Origin of the sequence: Streptomyces sp. NPDC057271 (assembly GCF_042668715.1) — a bacterium.
Classification (GTDB): Bacteria; Actinomycetota; Actinomycetes; order Streptomycetales; family Streptomycetaceae; genus Streptomyces.
On the sequence record NZ_JBHUYJ010000019.1, the window covers coordinates 52,521 to 68,851 of the forward strand.

The following is a 16,331-nucleotide window of genomic DNA, read 5'->3' on the forward strand; positions in this document are numbered from 1 at the left end:
GTGCCGGAACTACCCTGGGAAAGGTGGCAGGGACCGTGCTCACCAACACCGGGCTCGACGCGTTCCTCGACGGAACACCGCAGCTCCGTGATCCTTCGTCCGTACGCGCCGCCGACGCGGTGCTCGCGCTGCTGGCCCTGCGCGGGGCCGACCGCCGCAGCGGGCTGCCCGAGCCCAGCGTGGAGCTGGTGCGGCGGCTGCTCGTCGAGGACGTGCCGGCGTTCGTCTACGCGACGCCCGAGGAGCTCGCGGCCTACCCCGCCGTGCTCGTCGCGCTCACCGAACGGGTGCGGGAGGCCGGGCGGCTGAACGCCAAGCGGCAGGCGCGGATCGTGGCCGCGGTCGAGGACATCGTGCCCGACTTCGAACGGGCCATGACGGACCCCGCCAACTACACCTGGCAGCGCTGGTACGCCTCGCTGCTGCGTGCCGACGGCGCCGACCCCGGCGATCCCGCCGCCGTACGTGCCTGGCTCGCCGGGCACGAGGGGCTACGGCCGCCCGACGGGCTCAACCGGGCGGACCTGATGAACCGGAGCGACTTCGCGGACATGCTCCTCGCGGACGCCCTCACCGGGGCGTACGTACGGGAGGCGGAGCGGCCCTCACCCGCGGGGCCGCTGCTGACCGACGCGGACGTCTCGCACGGCGTGGCCGAACTCGGCGGCCGGCTGGTCGACCGGTGGACGGCCGAAGGCCTCGCGGGCGCGCTCGCGGGGCCGTACGCCCATCTCGCCCCCGGCCCGGACGCCTTCCCGCATCTCGTCCTCGCCGACACGCTCCTCGACGAGCATCTGAACTACTACGGCGACTCCTCCATCCCGCTGCCGCCCCCGCCCGTGGAGGCCCACGAGCCGCAGCGGTCCGTCGAGGCCGGCGCGGACCTGCTCGCCGCGGCCGTCGAGGAGATGAAGGGCGAGGACGGCGGTCTGTACGACGGTGAGGCGGCGCATCTGCTGTACGCGCTCTACCAGCGGGGCTCCTGCGCCGAGTCGGTGGCCCGCCGCGCCGCCGAGTTCGAGGACTGGCCGGTCGACCCCCGGCTGGAGGACGCGCCCGTCCTCGTACCGGCGACGGCCCCCGAGGAGTACCGGGTCCCGCCTGCCGACGAGCTGACCCGGCTCGTCGGATCGCCCGTCACCGACGAGGACCTGGCCCGCCTCGAGCCGTCCGCGCGCGCCATGGCCGACGCTGTGGACCGGCTGTCGCGAACCGGCATGGTCTTCCGTACCGGTGACGCCTTCGGCCTCACCCCCTGGGGCGTCGAGGTCCTCCACTACCTGCTGCGGGTGCGCTGGGTCGCGGCGCCCGACGCCGAGGAGGCCGCGGCCTGGGACGCCCCGACCGTGATCGCCGCCGCCGAGGGCTGGTCCGCCTCCGCCGCCACCCGCGTCCTCGCCGAGTGGCTGCACGCCCACGGCGACACCGTCGAGGCCTGGTCCGCGCTGATCGACGCCCTCGGCACCGTCAACGCCGGCACGTTCGAGGCGGCATACACCCGCGCCCTGTTCGGCTTCCTCGACCCCGAGGCGGTCCCTGTCGAGGCGCTGCGCGAGGCCCTGGACGACCCGGTGATGGGCGCGTACGCCTGCGGGGTCCTGCGGGCCCGGGGCGAGCCGGCGGACGAGGCCCGCGTGCCGCTGTCCGCCCGCGCCGTGCTGATCCTGGACCGGCTCCACCGCCGCACCGCCGCCGGGCGGACGCTCCTCGACTCCGCCGCCGAGGGCTGGCCGGGCGGCGTCGACGCCCTCGTCAAGGAGATGGTCGCGGCGGATCCGTACCGCGCGGAGCGGACCCTCGGAGCGCTGGGCGTCGCGCTGCCCCGTGCACGCGGACGGATCGGGGTCGGTACCAGGAGGACGAGCGAGCGGGCGCGGCGTCGTGGTCGGCGCGGACGCCGCGCCCGCTGATCCCCGTGGGGGGCCTTGCGTGACCGTCAGGAGACGGCCGTCAGGTACATGCCGGAGGCGCCGGCCCCCGCCGTGTTGCGGCAGGAGAAGTCGCCGCTCGGCCGCGCGTGGATCAGCGCGAGACAGCGGCCCAGCGCCAGCTGGCCGTAGTGGTTGGGGTGGACGTTCTCCTGGATCGGCCCCTGTGTCTCGTTCGGGTCGATCCACCTCGCCCACTCGCTCGTCGCGGCCGAGGCCGGCACCGTCGCGCTGACCAGCTTGCTGGCCTTCGCGCACACTTCACGCCCCTGCAGCATGTCGCGCAGATCCATGAACTGCACGCCCTTGCTCGCCGCGACCCCCTTCAGCCGCTGGGCCACCTGGGGGACCAGCGAGTCCCGCGCCCAGTCGGAGTCCAGGTTCCAGAAGGGGCAGCCGCCCGTTCTGGTGCGGCTCCAGCCGCTCTCCCCGTACCGGTTCTCCGATGCGCGGGGGATGGGCGAGGGGTACGACTGGAGCACGATCCGGTAGTCGGAGGTCGTGTATCCGGCGCCCGACATCACCGCGCGGATCTCGTCGACGGACTTGCCGACGTTCGCCATCACGGTGTCGATCTTCGCGTCGACCTCGGCCTGCTGGTCGTCGTGGCAGTACGACCACCAGATGATGTAGTCGGTCGCGCAGTTCGTGATGATGTCGGCGAAGCCCAGGTCGTTGCCGCCGATCGACAGCACGATCGCCTCGACGTCGTGGGAGGCGGCGACGGCCGCCAGCTGGTCGGCCTGCGGCGCCTCGCCCTTGTACGCGACGCCGCCGTTCGAGGCGCGGAAGACGTTCCGGGTCGTCGCGCCCGAACAGGCCAGGTTGATCAGGGCCGAGGCGATCCCGCCCGCGCTCTTCACCTCGGCGGAGTCGGAGCGGTGGCAGCCGTTGGCCGCCGTCGCGCCGTACACCCGCGAGGGGTCGTACGCGCTCCCCGTCCACGCCCGGTCGGTACCGTTCCGGCTGCCGGTGGTGGTCAGGCTGTTGCCCTGCCAGCGTCCGGCCTCCCCGGAGATGTAGCTGTCGCCCATCGACACGACGGCGGTCGGGCCCGCGCCCGGGGCGGCGCCGGCGGGGGTCACTCCGACGGCCAGCAGGCCGATCAGCGACACGGCGGCGGCGAGGGATCTTCGGACCGTGCGGTGGGGGGTTCTGGACATGGCTGTGTTCTCCTGCGTCGGTGCAGAGGAGTGGGGGACAGCCGCCGGCCGGTGGCATGCGGAATCTGACACGCCGTGGCTTGTTACCGCTAGGTAGCTGCGTATTTCGGTTGCGTCACGTGCCCTGTGAAACACACGGGAGCGAAAATCTCCGGAGCGGGGTTCACGGAGCGGCAGATCTCCGGAACGAGCACAGCTCCGCCCCCGGTGCTGTGCGTTCACCAGGGGCGGAGCCGTTGTCTCCGCGGGGATACCGCGTGTTGTCCGGCCGCTGTGCGGGTCGGCCGAAGCGGGGGACTCAGCCGGTCAGCTGGTCGTACGCCGGGAGCGTCAGGAAGTCGGCGTAGTCGGCGTCGAGGGAGACGTGGAGCAGGAGGTCGTGCGCCTGCTGCCACTTTCCGGCCGTGAAGGCCTCCTCGCCGATCTCCTCGCGGATCGCGGCCAGCTCCTCCGCGGCGACCTTACGGGCCAGCTCGGGCGTGGCCTTCACGGTCTGTCCGGCGTGCTCGAACTCGACACCCGCGTTGATCCACTGCCAGATCTGCGAGCGCGAGATCTCGGCCGTGGCCGCGTCCTCCATCAGGTTGAAGATGGCGACCGCGCCGAGGCCGCGGAGCCAGGCCTCGATGTAACGGATGCCGACCTGGACGGCGTTGCGCAGGCCCTCGTACGTCGGCTTCGCGTCGAGCGAGTCGATCGCGATCAGGTCGCCCGGCGCCACCGAGACGTCCTCGCGCAGCCGGTCCTTCTGGTTCGGCCTGTCGCCGAGGACCGCGTCGAAGGAGGCCATGGCGATCGGGACCAGGTCCGGGTGGGCGACCCAGGAGCCGTCGAAGCCGTCGCCCGCCTCGCGGTCCTTGTCCGCCTTGACCTTCTCGAACGCGACCTTGTTGACCTCGGCGTCCTTGCGGGACGGGATGAAGGCCGCCATGCCGCCGATCGCGTGCGCGCCGCGCTTGTGGCAGGTGCGGACGAGGAGTTCGGTGTACGCCCGCATGAACGGGGCCGTCATCGTGACCGCGTTGCGGTCCGGGAGGACGAACTTCCGACCGCCGTCACGGAAGTTCTTGACGATGGAGAAAAGGTAGTCCCAGCGGCCCGCGTTGAGGCCCGCCGCGTGGTCGCGGAGCTCGTAGAGGATCTCCTCCATCTCGTACGCGGCCGTGATCGTCTCGATCAGGACGGTGGCGCGGACGGTGCCCTGCGGGATGCCGACGTACTCCTGGGCGTAGACGAAGATGTCGTTCCAGAGGCGGGCCTCCAGGTGCGACTCCGTCTTCGGCAGGTAGAAGTACGGACCCTTGCCGAGCTCGATGAGGCGCTTGGCGTTGTGGAAGAAGTACAGGCCGAAGTCGACCAGCGCGCCGGGGACCGGGCGGCCCTCGAAGGTGAGGTGGCGCTCCTCCAGGTGCCAGCCGCGCGGCCGCATCACGACCGTGGCCAGCTCGTCGGCCGGCTTGAGGGCGTAGGACTTGCCCGACCTCGGGTCCGTGAAGTCGATCTTCCGCGTGTACGCGTCGATCAGGTTGACCTGACCGAGGATCACGTTCTCCCAGGTCGGGGCCGAGGCGTCCTCGAAGTCCGCGAGCCAGACCCTGGCGCCCGAGTTCAGGGCGTTGATCGTCATCTTGCGGTCGGTCGGCCCGGTGATCTCGACACGCCGGTCGTTCAGCGCTGCCGGGGCCGGCGCGACGCGCCACGAGTCGTCCGCGCGGATCGCGGCGGTCTCCGGCAGGAAGTCGAGGGTAGAGGTGCGGGCGATCTCGGCGCGGCGCTCCGCCCGGCGGGCGAGGAGCTCGTCCCGGCGTGGCGTGAACCGCCGGTGCAGCTCCGCCACGAAGGCGAGGGCCGCGTCGGTCAGCACCTCCTCCTGCCGCGGCAGGGGCTCGGCTTCGACGACGGCCAGGGGGGACGGCGCTGGTGCGGACATGAACTGTCACTTCCTTCAGCGGGCTTCACGGGCGGTGCCTTGCGGCCGCCGGGCGTCAGGGGGTCGGCACGGAGTGCCGCAGGCGCCGAGATACGGCCGCGGAGCGCCGTCAGGGATCAGGCGCTTCTGAACAGTGGATACTAGTTTCCTCATGGTGGAAGTTCAATGGTTTGTTGATGTCGAGATTCTCCGGATCGACAGAACATGGCGCTCAGTGCCACACCCTTCACTCAAGGTGCGCCAGATCGGCCGCCGTGTCGATGTCATAGGGCTCGGCCACATCCGAACAGTCCACCAGGGTGATCGCGTCCCGGTGGGACCTCAGATAGTCGCGCGCCCCCTGGTCGCCCAGCGCCCCCGCCGCGATCCCGGCCCAGCGGTCCGCGCCGAACAGCACCGGATGGCCGCGCCTCCCGTCGTACGAAGCAGCCGCCAGCGAGTCACGCGAGCCGTACGCCGACAGGACCCGCGCCACCGCCTCCGCGCCGATCCCCGGCTGGTCGACCAGCGACACGAGCGCCGCGTCCACCGGCAGCGCCTCGGCGGCCAGCGAGGCGAGGCCGGTCCGCAGCGACGACCCCATGCCCTCGGCCCACTCCGGGTTGTCGACCAGGACGCAGCCGGGCAGCCGGGCCCGCTCCCGTACGACGTCGGCCGAGGCGCCGAGGACGACGTGGACCACCTCGCAGCCGCCCTCACGCAGCACCCGCACCGCGTGCTCGACCAGCGGGCGGCCGCGGTGGGTGAGGAGGGCCTTGGGGCGGCCGCCGAGCCGCCGGCCGCCGCCCGCGGCGAGGAGCAGACCGGCCACGAGAGGGGTGGGATGCCGTGTGTTCGTCATGCTCACTGCATACCGCATGACACAGACGCCTGAATCGTGTCCGCACAGTGGCGCGCCGGGCGCGCGATGGCGTTAACTTGCTCGCGACTCCGGGCGCCCGACCACCGTTCCACCGGTCGGGTCGGGGTTCCCCCGGGGTGCGAGGGGGACGGTGGAGTCCGGCGCACAGTGTCGTGCGAGGGGGAGAACTTTGTTGCGTAGCGTTGGGCAGAGGCGTGTGACAACCGGCAGCGACGTGGACCCGAGGGTGGTGGAGCTGCGTGCCGCCGTCTCCCGGCTCCGGCGCGAACTGGCGGGCCACCCGACCGAGTTCACCGACCGGGGCATCGCCGAGGACGAACTCGCCGCGCTGGACGCGATGGCCGTCAGCGGAGTCCCCGAGGTCCGGCGGCTGCGCCGCTCCCTGCTCCTGATCGCCGGCTCGATCGGCTCGGTCAGCGCCCTGTCGAACGGACTGACGGGCGTCCGCCGGGCCGTCGAACTCTTCGGGGAGCCTCCGCGCGACCTGCCGTGAGGGAAGGCTCGGTGCCGCCCCGCCTGGAGCGGCGCGCGGGTCGGCCCGGCCGCGGCTTGCGGGCCGGCGGCGGCTGTCCCATAGTCCGAGGTATGGACGCGCGCGAGGCGGCGCTCCGCCAGGCGTACGACCATGCCGTCCGCTGGCTGGCCAGCCTGTCCGACCGCCCGGTCCCCGCCCGCGCTTCGGTCGACGAGATCGTGCGGGCGCTCGGCACCGCACTGCCCGAAGACCCCAGCCCGCCCGCCGACGTCGTCGACCTGCTGGCCGCGGCCTGCGAACCCGGGCTCACCGCCTTCCCCAGCGGTCGCTTCTACGGCTTCGTCGTCGGCGGCGGCGAACCGGCCGCGCTCGCCGTGGACTGGCTGGTCAGCGCCTGGGACCAGAACTGCGTGATGCGCACCGTCACCCCCGCGTACGCGGCGGCCGAGGAGATCGCGGGCGCATGGCTGCTCGATCTGCTCGGGCTGCCGGACGGCAGCGCCGTCGGCTTCACCACGGGCGCCACCATGGCGAACTTCACCTGCCTCGCCGCCGCGCGCGACGAGGTGGTGCGGCGGGTCGGCGGGGACGTGGCCCGTGAAGGACTCGCGGGCGGGCCGGCCGTACGCGTCGTCGCCGGCGAGCACCGGCACATGGCCATCGACCTGGCCCTGCGCTACCTGGGCCTGGGGCGACCCGAACTGGTGGCGGCCGACGACCAGGGACGCATCCGCCCCGAGGCCCTCCGCGACACCCTGGCGGGCGGCGGGCGGAGCCCCGCCCTGGTGATCCTGCAGGCCGGAGACATCCACTCCGGCGCGTTCGACCCCTTCCCCGAGACGATCCGCGCCGCTCGCGAGGCGGACGCCTGGGTGCACGTCGACGGCGCCTTCGGCCTCTGGGCAGCCGCCGCACCGCCGTACGCGCATCTGTCGGCCGGCTGCGAGCAGGCCGACTCCTGGGCGACGGACGCCCACAAGACCCTGAACGTCCCCTACGACTGCGGGCTCGCCATCGTGCGCGACCCGTCCGCACTCCGGGCGGCCATGGGTCTGCGGGGCGACTACCTCATCCAGCACGAACTCGGCGACCCCATCGACAAGGTCCCCGAGCTCTCCCGGCGTGGCAGGGCCTTCCCGGTGTGGGCGGCCCTCAGGTCCCTCGGCCGGTCGGGCGTGGCCGACCTCGTGGAGCGGCTCTGCCGGCACGCCACCGCGTTCGCCGACGGCATCGCCGCCATCGACGGCGCCACCGTCCTCAACGACGTGGTGTTCACCCAGGTCTGCGCCGAGTTCGGCGACGACGCCCGTACCGAACGGGTACTCGCCCGGCTCCTCGCCGACGGTACGACGTGGATCAGCGGCTCCACCTGGCACGGCCGACGCGTCATGCGCATCTCGGTCAGCAACTGGTCGACGACCGACGACGACGTGACGCGCGCGCTCGACGCGATCCGCCGCGCCGCGGACGGCGCCTGACACCCGAGGCGCGGCCGCCCCTGCTACCGGCGGATCAGGCGCCGCGCCGTCGCTGCCGCCACCGCCGCCGTACGCGAGTCGACACCCAGCTTGGCGAAGACGTGCACCAGGTGGGACTTCACCGTCGCCTGACTCAGGAAGAGCGCCTTGCTGATCTGCTGGTTGGACAGCCCCTCGCCCACCAGCTGCAGCACCTCCAGCTCCCGCTTGGTCAGCGCCTCCGCCGGGGTCCGCATCCGGTCCATCAACCGGTGCGCCACCGCCGGGGCCAGCGCCGACTGCCCGGCCGCCGCCGTACGGACCGCCGCGGCCAGCTCCTCCGGCGGCGCGTCCTTCAGCAGATAGCCCGAGGCCCCCGCCTCGACCGCCGCCAGGATGTCCGCGTCCGTGTCGTACGTGGTGAGGACCAGGACCCTCGGCCCACCGGCACGCGCGGTGATCGCCGCCGTGGCCTCCGAGCCGTGCATCCCGGACCCGAACTGCAGGTCCATCAGGACCACGTCCACCCCGCCCGCGTCGGCCAGCTCCGTCACCAGCTCCACCGCGCGCTCGGCGGTCGCCGCCTCGCCGACGACGGCGAAGTCCGGCTCCGTGTCCAGGACGGCGCGCAGCCCGGCCCGTACCACCGGATGGTCGTCGGCGAGCAGGAGACGGATCGTCATGTCGACACTCCAGCGGGAAGAGGGAGGGACACGGCGACGGCCGTGCCCTGACCGGGCGCGGACTCCACCGTGAACACGCCGCCCAGCGACTCCGCCCGCGAGCGCATCGCCGGCAGCCCGAAACCGCCCTCCGCGGAGGACGAGAGCAGCGCGGGGTCGAAACCCTTGCCGTCGTCGACGACGTCCAGCGTCACCGAGGCGTCCATGTACGACAGCGTGACCTCCGCCCGGGCCGCCGAGGCGTGCCGCACCGTGTTCGCGAACGCCGACTGAGCGATCCGGAGCAGCGCCACCTCGTACGGCGTCGGCAGCTCCACCGGCGTCCCGCTCACCGTGAAGCGCGCCCGCAACGACACCTCGGGATCGGGGCTCGGTTCGCAGAGCCGCTCCAGGGCGGCGGCCAGCGACCCGTGCTCCAGGTCCGGCGGCGACAGCGCCCGTACGAACCGCCGAGCCTCCGCCAGATTGTCCTGCGCGGCCCGCCGCGCCCCCTCGATGTGCCCGGCAGCCGGTGAGCCCTCCGGCAGCGCCCGCTGGGCGGCACGCAGCAGCAGCTGGATCGAGGAGAGTCCCTGCGCCAGCGTGTCGTGGATCTCCCGCGCCAGGCGTTCGCGCTCCGCCAGCGTGCCGGCATGCCGCTCGGCCGCCGCCAGCTCCGCCCGGGTCGCGATCAGCTCCTCCACCATCCGCCTGCGCCGCTCGCTCTCCCGGTACAGCGCCTGATAGCCGAGGACCGTCGCCACGGCCACCGCCCCGCCGAGCAGCGGCCCGATGAAGACCCCGGGGTTGAGCGTCGCGCCATGACGTACGTACGACAGGATCGCCGCACCCGCGGTCAGGGCGACGGCCGGCAGCGCCCAGCGCACCGGCAGCAGATGCAGCTGCAGGAAGTAGAGCGGGAACGCCACCCACAGCCCGTCGGGCGTGGCCCAGAGCAGCCCCAGCCAGCACGCGCACAGGAGGGCCAGCCAGAGTGCCGCCGCGCGCTGGGAGTCCCGTACGGCGGGGAGGGCGGACCCGGTCGCGTAGACCGCGCCCGTCACTACCGCGAGCGCGACACCGGCGCCGGACTCCGCGCGGACGGCCGCGAGGGCCAGCAGCCCCGCCATCAGCAGATGCAGACAGAGGCGCAGCGCACGCAGGGCGGGGGTGAGGGAACGCGGATCCATGATCTGTCCAGCGTAGGCGGGCGCAGTCAATCCGGACTCAACCGAAAGTTTGATTGCGGAGCCATCCGTGGCGCGATGCCGCGAGGTGCCGGAGCCCGGAAGGCTGGGCCGCATGTTCGTGGCATGGAGAGACCTGAGATTCGCCAAAGGGCGATTCACCCTGATGGGCACGGTGATCGTGCTCATCACGCTGCTCGTCGGACTGCTGTCCGGGCTGACTGCCGGACTCGCGCGCGAGAACATCTCGGCGATCACCGGCCTCCCGGCCGACCGGCTCGCCTTCGCCGCGCCGCCCACCGGCCAGTCGGTGTCCTTCACCAACTCGACCGTGACGGAGAGCCAGTGGCGGCGGTGGGCGGAGCGGCCCGGCGTCACGAGCGCGCAGCCGCTTGGCATCGTTACGCTCAACGGCGCCGCCGGGGCCCGTACGGCCGCCGTCTCCGCGTTCGGTACGGAGCCGTCGGCGGGCCTCGCGCCCGAGAGCGGGAGGCTCGGGCCCGGCCGGGTCGTCCTCTCGGCCTCCGCGGCCGAGGAACTGGGCATCGGCGTGGGCGGGGCCGTACGCCTCGGCCCGCTGGAGGCCACGGTCGCGGCCGTCGCGGGCGACGCCTCGTACAGCCACACGCCCGTCGTCTGGACCTCGCTCGACGACTGGCAGAAGCTCGGGCACAACGGCATGACGCCGGACGAGCAGGCGACGGTCGTCGCGCTGGACATCGCGGACGAGGCCGGCCTCGGGGCGGGCGACGCGGCCCTCGGCACCGAGTCGCGGACGATCGCGGAGGCGCTCACCGCCATAGGGTCGTACCAGGCCGAGAACGGCTCGCTGCAGCTGATGCGCGGCTTCCTCTTCGCCATCTCGGCGCTCGTCATAGGGGCCTTCTTCACCGTCTGGACGATCCAGCGGAGCGGCGACGTCGCCGTGCTCAAGGCGCTCGGCGCCTCGACGCCGTACCTGCTGAAGGACGCGCTCGGGCAGGCGGTGCTGATGCTGTCGGCGGGCACCCTGTCCGGCACCGCTCTGGCGGTGGGCGCAGGCGTGCTGATCAGCGGCGGGGACGTGCCCTTCGTGCTCGACCCTCTGACCGTGCTCGGGCCGGCGGCCGTGATGATCGTCCTCGGTGTCCTCGGCGCTGCCCTGTCCATCCGGCGGATCACCGCCGTCGACCCTCTGACCGCGCTCGGGAGCGCCCGATGACTCTGCTGCTGGACGACGTGACCCTGACCTACCCCGACGGCGACGGGCGCCTGACCGCCCTCGACGCCGTCTCCCTGGACGTCCCGGCGGGCCGGGTGACGGCGGTCGTCGGACCCTCCGGTTCCGGCAAATCCAGCCTGCTGGCGGTGGCCGCGACGCTCGTCACCCCGGACCGGGGGCGGGTCGTCGTGGCCGGTACGGAGACGGGGGCGCTGGACCGGTCGCGGCGGGCGGCGCTGCGGCGGGAGCGGATCGGGATCGTGTTCCAGCAGCCCAACCTGCTGCCGTCGCTGGCGGCCGTGGAGCAGCTGCAGGTGATGGCGCACCTGTCGGGGGCGAGACCGAAGGCGGTACGGGAGCGGGCCCTGGCGCTCCTGGACGCGGTCGGCCTCGCGGACCTGGCGGGCCGCCGCCCGCACCAGCTGTCCGGGGGGCAGCGGCAGCGGGTCAACATCGCACGGGCGCTGATGAACGAGCCGTCGGTGCTGCTGGTGGACGAGCCGACGAGCGCGCTGGACCACGAGCGGGGCGGGGCGGTGGTGGACCTGCTGGTCGCGCTGACGCGGGAGCGGGGGACGGCGACGGTCCTGGTGACGCACGACCGGGGCCATGCGGCGCGCGCGGACGAGCTGGTGGAGGTCGAGGACGGCCGCCTCACGACCGCCGCCCGACACGCCTGACGCCTGACGCTTCGGCCCGCCGAGGCGCCCACAGAGGCCCGGTGGGCGCCTACAGAGGCCCGCCGAGACGGCCACAGAGGCCCGCTGGGTCGGTGCCCACCATGCCCACCCGCTCCTGCGCCCCGCTGTGGGCAGGGGAGGGTGGGCGCCGGGGCCTGAACGCTATGCGGTGCCGTTGCCGGAGGTGTTGGCGAGGGCCGCTGAGAGCTCTCGCGCCACCTCCTGAAGGATCGGCACGATCTTCTCCGTCGCCGCCTCCGTCACACGCCCCGCCGGCCCCGAGATCGAGATGGCCGCGGCGGTCGGGGAGTCGGGGACCGACACCGCGAGGCAGCGGACTCCTATCTCCTGCTCGTTGTCGTCGACCGCGTACCCCGCGTCCCGGACCACCGCGAGCGCGTCCAGGAAGCCCTCCGGCGTGGTGATCGTCTTCTCCGTCGCCGCCGGCATTCCCGTGCGGGCCAGCAGCGCCCGTACCTCGTCCGCCGGGGTGTACGCCAGCAGCGCCTTGCCCACGCCCGTGGAGTGCGGCAGCACGCGCCGGCCGACCTCGGTGAACATGCGCATCGAGTGCTTGGACGGCACCTGGGCGACGTACACGATCTCGTCGCCGTCGAGCAGCGCCATGTTCGCGGTCTCGCCCGTCTCCTCGACGAGCCGCGCGAGGTACGGCCGCGCCCACGTGCCGAGCAGCCGTGAGGCCGACTCGCCGAGGCGGATGAGGCGGGGGCCGAGCGCGTAGCGCCGGTTGGGCTGCTGGCGTACGTAGCCGCAGGCCACGAGCGTGCGCATCAGCCGGTGGATGGTCGGCAGCGGCAGCCCGCTGCTTGCGGAGAGCTCGCTCAGCCCGACCTCGCCCCCGGCGTCGGCCATCCGCTCCAGGAGATCGAAGGCACGCTCGAGGGACTGGACGCCACCACTCGCGGCGGCGGGCTTGGCGGCGTCGGTGGTGCTGGCGCTGGACGTCGGCACGTCAAGGTCCTTTCGGGGCAGGCGGGCAAGGCAGCAGCCTACCGGGCCGTCCGGTCGGACACACGGCCCCGGTCCCGGTGTACGGGCCGGTCAGGGGGGTGTTTGTCCGGTGTCGGCGGCTGCCCGGCGGCGTCCGCCTCCGCCCCGCATGTACGGAGCTACGTTCTACTGTACGAAATTCTCATTCCACTTCATGGAAACGTCCAAGTGGCTTGCGGCGCGAGACGGAGCGACGGGGTCATGCTGGAAGTGCACCCTTGACGCCGTGCGGTCCCGAGTGAAGACTCCTTCAACAGTTCGTTGAAATTCTGCTGGAAAGGGGTACGGGTGGACGTCAACCTGGTACTGCGCTCGACTCGCGTCATCACCCCCGAGGGGACGCGGCCCGCGTCGATCGCCGTCTCCGGCGGGACCATCGCCGCGGTGCTGCCGTACGACGCCGAGGTACCGGCCGGTGCCCGGCTGGAGGACGTCGGCGACGACGTCGTGCTCCCCGGGCTCGTCGACACCCACGTCCATGTGAACGACCCCGGCCGCACCGAGTGGGAGGGCTTCTGGACCGCCACCCGCGCCGCGGCCGCCGGGGGCGTCACCACGCTCCTCGACATGCCGCTGAACTCGCTCCCGCCGACCACCACGGTCGACCACCTGCGGATCAAGCAGGACGTCGCCCGTGCCAAGGCGCACATCGACGTCGGCTTCTGGGGCGGGGCGCTGCCCGACAACGTCAAGGACCTGCGCCCGCTCCACGACGCCGGGGTCTTCGGCTTCAAGTGCTTCCTGTCGCCCTCGGGCGTGGACGAGTTCCCCGAACTCGACCAGGAGCAGCTGGCGAACTCGCTCGCCGAGATCGCCGGCTTCGACGGCCTGATGATCGTGCACGCCGAGGACCCGCACCACCTGGCCGCGGCGCCGCAGAAGGCCGGCGGCAAGTACGCCGACTTCCTCGCCTCCCGGCCGCGCGACGCCGAGAACACGGCGATCCAGAACCTGGTCGACCAGGCCCGCCGGCTCAACGCCCGCGTCCACGTCCTGCACCTCTCCTCCTCCGACGCGCTCCCGCTGATCCGCGCGGCGAAGGCCGAGGGCGTCAGGATCACGGTCGAGTCCTGCCCGCACTTCCTCACACTCACCGCCGAGGAGGTCCCGGACGGGGCCACCGAGTTCAAGTGCTGCCCGCCGATCCGCGAGGCCGCCAACCAGGACGCGCTCTGGGAGGGGCTCGCGGACGGCACGATCGACTGCATCGTCTCCGACCACTCGCCCTCCACAGCCGACCTCAAGACCCCCGACTTCGCCTCCGCCTGGGGCGGCATCTCCTCCCTCCAGCTCGGCCTGCCCGCCATCTGGACCGAGGCCCGCCGCCGCGGCCACGACCTGACCGCCGTCGCCCGCTGGATGTCCGAGGGCCCCGCCCGGCTCGCGGGCCTGGAGCGTAAGGGCGCGATCGAGGCCGGCCGCGACGCCGACTTCGCCGTCCTCGACCCCGAGGCGACGTTCACCGTCGACCCGGCCGAGCTGGAGCACCGCAACCGGGTCACCGCCTACGCGGGCCGGACCCTGCACGGTGTCGTGACGTCCACCTGGCTGCGCGGAGAGCGCATCGCCGACCGCGGCACCCTGGCCGAACCCTCCGGCCGCCTCCTCGAAAGGACCAACTGAACCGTGACCGGGCTGCACACATCCCCTCTGGCCTCCTTCACCGGCGACGCCAGCCCCTTCGGCGGCGGTGACCCGTACGCCGACTACCGCACCGCGGACTTCCCGTTCACGCAGTACGCGGACCTGGCCGACCGCCGCCTCGGCGCCGGTGTGATCGCCGCCAACGACGAGTTCTTCGCCGAGCGCGAGAACATGCTCAAGCCCGAGGCCGCCGAGTTCGACCCCGAGCACTTCGGGCACAAGGGCAAGATCATGGACGGCTGGGAGACCCGCCGCCGCCGTGGCGTCTCGGCCCAGGAGCCCCACCCGACCGCCGACGACCACGACTGGGCGCTCGTACGCCTCGGCGCCCCCGGCGTCGTCCGCGGCATCGTCGTCGACACCGCGCACTTCCGCGGCAACTACCCGCAGGCCGTCTCGGTCGAGGCCACGTCCGTCGCCGGCTCCCCGTCACCCGAGGAGCTCCTCGCGGACGACGTGAAGTGGACGACCCTCGTCCCGCGCACCGCCATCGGCGGCCACGCGGCCAACGGCTTCGCCGTCGACGTCGAGCAGCGCTTCACGCACCTGCGCGTCAACCAGCACCCCGACGGCGGCATCGCACGCCTCCGCGTGTACGGAGAGGTCGCCCCGGACCCGCGCTGGCTCGGCGTCCTCGGCACCTTCGACCTCGCGGCGCTGGAGAACGGCGGCCAGGTCGAGGACGCCTCCGACCGCTTCTACTCCCCGGCCACCAACACCATCCAGCCGGGCCGCTCCCGCAAGATGGACGACGGCTGGGAGACGCGGCGCCGCCGCGACAAGGGCAACGACTGGATCCGGTACAGCCTGGCCGCCGAGTCCGAGATCCGCGCCGTCGAGATCGACACCGCGTACCTCAAGGGCAACAGCGCGGGCTGGGCGGCGCTGTCCGTCGCCGCCGAGGGCTCCGAGGACTGGACCGAGATCCTGCCCCGGACCCGCCTCCAGCCCGACACCAACCACCGCTTCGTGCTGGACGCGCCGGCGGTCGGCTCCCGGGTCCGGATCGACATCTACCCCGACGGCGGCATCTCCCGCCTCCGCCTCTTCGGTTCGCTCACCGAGGAGGGCGCGGCGCGCCTGACGGCCCGCCACCAGGAACTGGGCGGGTAACGACACCCCGCCCGGCCCGCGAGGGCGCACCGGCCGACAGCACCGGCGCGCCCTCGCCGTATCTTCCTGGGGCTCGGTTCTCCCCCTGCCTTCGTCGGGGGACCACCATCGGGCGCCTGAGCCGGGGGCGTGGGCGCTACGCCGCGTGGCCGCCGTCCACCGAGAACTCCGCTCCCGTCACGTACGCCGCGTCCGGGCCCGCGAGGAACGCCACCGCCGACGCGATCTCGTCCGCCGTGCCGAACCGGCCCAGGGCCGTCAGCGACGCCTGGCCCGGCGCGTACGGGCCGTCCGCCGGGTTCATGTCGGTGTCGACCGGTCCCGGGTGGACGATGCAGGCGGTGATGGCGCGCTCGCCCAGTTCCCGCGCGAGCGCCTTGGTAAGGCCGGTCAGCGCCGCCTTGCTCATCGCGTAGAGCGTGCCGCCGGGCCCCGGCACCCGTGTCGTCATGCACGAGCCGATCGTGATGATCCTGCCGCCCCGCCCCATCCGTGCGGCCGCCGCCTGGGCGGCCAGGAAGGCCCCCCGGACGTTCACCGCGAGGACCCGGTCGACATCGGCCAGGGCAAGCGAATCCAGCGGCGCGATCACCCCGACCCCCGCGTTGTTGACCAGCACGTCGAGCCGGCCGAACGCGTCCGCCGCCCACTCCACCGCGCCCGCCGCGTCACCGGGGTCCGCCGCGTCGGCCCGCAGGGGAAGCGCCGTGCGTCCGGCCGACTCGATCCCCGCCGCGACCTCCTTCGCCCGCTCCTCGCCCGTCACGTACGTGAACGCCACGTCCGCGCCCTCCCGGGCCAGCCGCAGCGCCGTCGCGGCACCGATCCCGCGGCTGCCGCCCGTCACCAGGACCGTCTTGCCGTTCATCGTGGACATCCCGAAACCTCCGTTGAGAGCACCGTGTGGTTGCGAGTTCAATCAAAGTCGGGGCAGGACTCCGGCGCTGGCGGCAATCGGACGCCGATGACTTTCGCCGGGCGGTGGAGTCGGAGCTTGTGAGACACGATGGACCGGGGA

14 protein-coding genes are annotated in these 16,331 nt (G+C 73.0%); 7 read left to right on the top strand and 7 right to left on the bottom strand.

Going from position 1 to position 16,331, the window contains the following annotated elements; all coding sequences use genetic code 11:
- Nucleotides 1–23: 23 nt before the first annotated feature.
- Nucleotides 24–1,910 (top strand): hypothetical protein, encoded by a 1,887-nt coding sequence (locus ACFUJR_RS12245; RefSeq protein WP_383167663.1) that lies wholly within the window; start codon nt 24–26, stop codon nt 1,908–1,910.
- 26 nt (nt 1,911–1,936) lie between these two features.
- Here the strand turns inward: ACFUJR_RS12245 and ACFUJR_RS12250 are convergent, their stop codons facing one another.
- From ACFUJR_RS12250 to ACFUJR_RS12260, 3 genes are all read right to left on the bottom strand, one after another.
- The gene (locus ACFUJR_RS12250) at nt 1,937–3,091 is read right to left on the bottom strand and encodes a GDSL-type esterase/lipase family protein (RefSeq protein ID WP_383167667.1); all 1,155 of its coding nucleotides are present in this window, start codon (nt 3,089–3,091) and stop codon (nt 1,937–1,939) included.
- A 298-nt stretch (nt 3,092–3,389) separates the two neighbouring features.
- Nucleotides 3,390–5,021: a malate synthase A gene (gene aceB / locus ACFUJR_RS12255; protein ID WP_383167670.1), complete on the bottom strand. Its 1,632-nt coding sequence runs from the start codon at nt 5,019–5,021 to the stop codon at nt 3,390–3,392.
- Nucleotides 5,022–5,247: 226 nt separating this feature from the next.
- The gene (locus ACFUJR_RS12260; protein ID WP_383167673.1) at nt 5,248–5,862 is read right to left on the bottom strand and encodes an NTP transferase domain-containing protein; all 615 of its coding nucleotides are present in this window, start codon (nt 5,860–5,862) and stop codon (nt 5,248–5,250) included.
- Between the two features lie 190 nt (nt 5,863–6,052).
- Here ACFUJR_RS12260 and ACFUJR_RS12265 point away from each other — a divergent pair, with 190 nt between their 5' ends.
- Nucleotides 6,053–6,376, top strand: coding sequence for a DUF5955 family protein (locus ACFUJR_RS12265; protein ID WP_383167676.1), 324 nt, complete (start codon nt 6,053–6,055; stop codon nt 6,374–6,376).
- Nucleotides 6,377–6,468: 92 nt separating this feature from the next.
- The gene (locus ACFUJR_RS12270; RefSeq protein ID WP_383167679.1) at nt 6,469–7,836 is read left to right on the top strand and encodes a pyridoxal phosphate-dependent decarboxylase family protein; all 1,368 of its coding nucleotides are present in this window, start codon (nt 6,469–6,471) and stop codon (nt 7,834–7,836) included.
- Between the two features lie 23 nt (nt 7,837–7,859).
- Here ACFUJR_RS12270 and ACFUJR_RS12275 read toward each other — a convergent pair whose 3' ends face one another.
- Entirely contained in the window at nt 7,860–8,498 is a 639-nt protein-coding gene (locus ACFUJR_RS12275) for a response regulator (protein ID WP_383167682.1), read from the bottom strand.
- On the bottom strand, nt 8,495–9,667 hold the full coding sequence (locus ACFUJR_RS12280) for a sensor histidine kinase (RefSeq protein ID WP_383167685.1): 1,173 nt from the start codon (nt 9,665–9,667) through the stop codon (nt 8,495–8,497). Before ACFUJR_RS12280 ends, ACFUJR_RS12275 begins: the two co-directional genes overlap by 4 nt.
- Before the next feature lie 112 nt (nt 9,668–9,779).
- Here ACFUJR_RS12280 and ACFUJR_RS12285 point away from each other — a divergent pair, with 112 nt between their 5' ends.
- The gene (locus ACFUJR_RS12285) at nt 9,780–10,865 is read left to right on the top strand and encodes an ABC transporter permease (protein ID WP_383167688.1); all 1,086 of its coding nucleotides are present in this window, start codon (nt 9,780–9,782) and stop codon (nt 10,863–10,865) included.
- Nucleotides 10,862–11,545, top strand: a complete 684-nt coding sequence (locus ACFUJR_RS12290; protein ID WP_383167691.1) for an ABC transporter ATP-binding protein — start codon at nt 10,862–10,864, stop codon at nt 11,543–11,545. The genes ACFUJR_RS12285 and ACFUJR_RS12290 overlap by 4 nt, the downstream gene beginning before the upstream one ends.
- Before the next feature lie 162 nt (nt 11,546–11,707).
- On the opposite strand, the gene ACFUJR_RS12295 is transcribed toward ACFUJR_RS12290, so the two are convergent.
- Nucleotides 11,708–12,517, bottom strand: a complete 810-nt coding sequence (locus ACFUJR_RS12295) for an IclR family transcriptional regulator (protein ID WP_383167694.1) — start codon at nt 12,515–12,517, stop codon at nt 11,708–11,710.
- A 327-nt stretch (nt 12,518–12,844) separates the two neighbouring features.
- Between ACFUJR_RS12295 and allB the strand changes: the two genes are divergently transcribed.
- A complete protein-coding gene (gene allB, locus ACFUJR_RS12300) occupies nt 12,845–14,179 on the top strand; it encodes an allantoinase AllB (RefSeq protein ID WP_383167697.1) in 1,335 nt (444 codons plus the stop codon).
- A gap of 3 nt (nt 14,180–14,182) precedes the next feature.
- Nucleotides 14,183–15,313 (top strand): allantoicase, encoded by a 1,131-nt coding sequence (alc, locus tag ACFUJR_RS12305; RefSeq protein WP_383167700.1) that lies wholly within the window; start codon nt 14,183–14,185, stop codon nt 15,311–15,313.
- Between the two features lie 136 nt (nt 15,314–15,449).
- Here alc and ACFUJR_RS12310 read toward each other — a convergent pair whose 3' ends face one another.
- The gene (locus ACFUJR_RS12310; RefSeq protein WP_383167703.1) at nt 15,450–16,190 is read right to left on the bottom strand and encodes an SDR family NAD(P)-dependent oxidoreductase; all 741 of its coding nucleotides are present in this window, start codon (nt 16,188–16,190) and stop codon (nt 15,450–15,452) included.
- Nucleotides 16,191–16,331 lie beyond the last annotated feature (141 nt).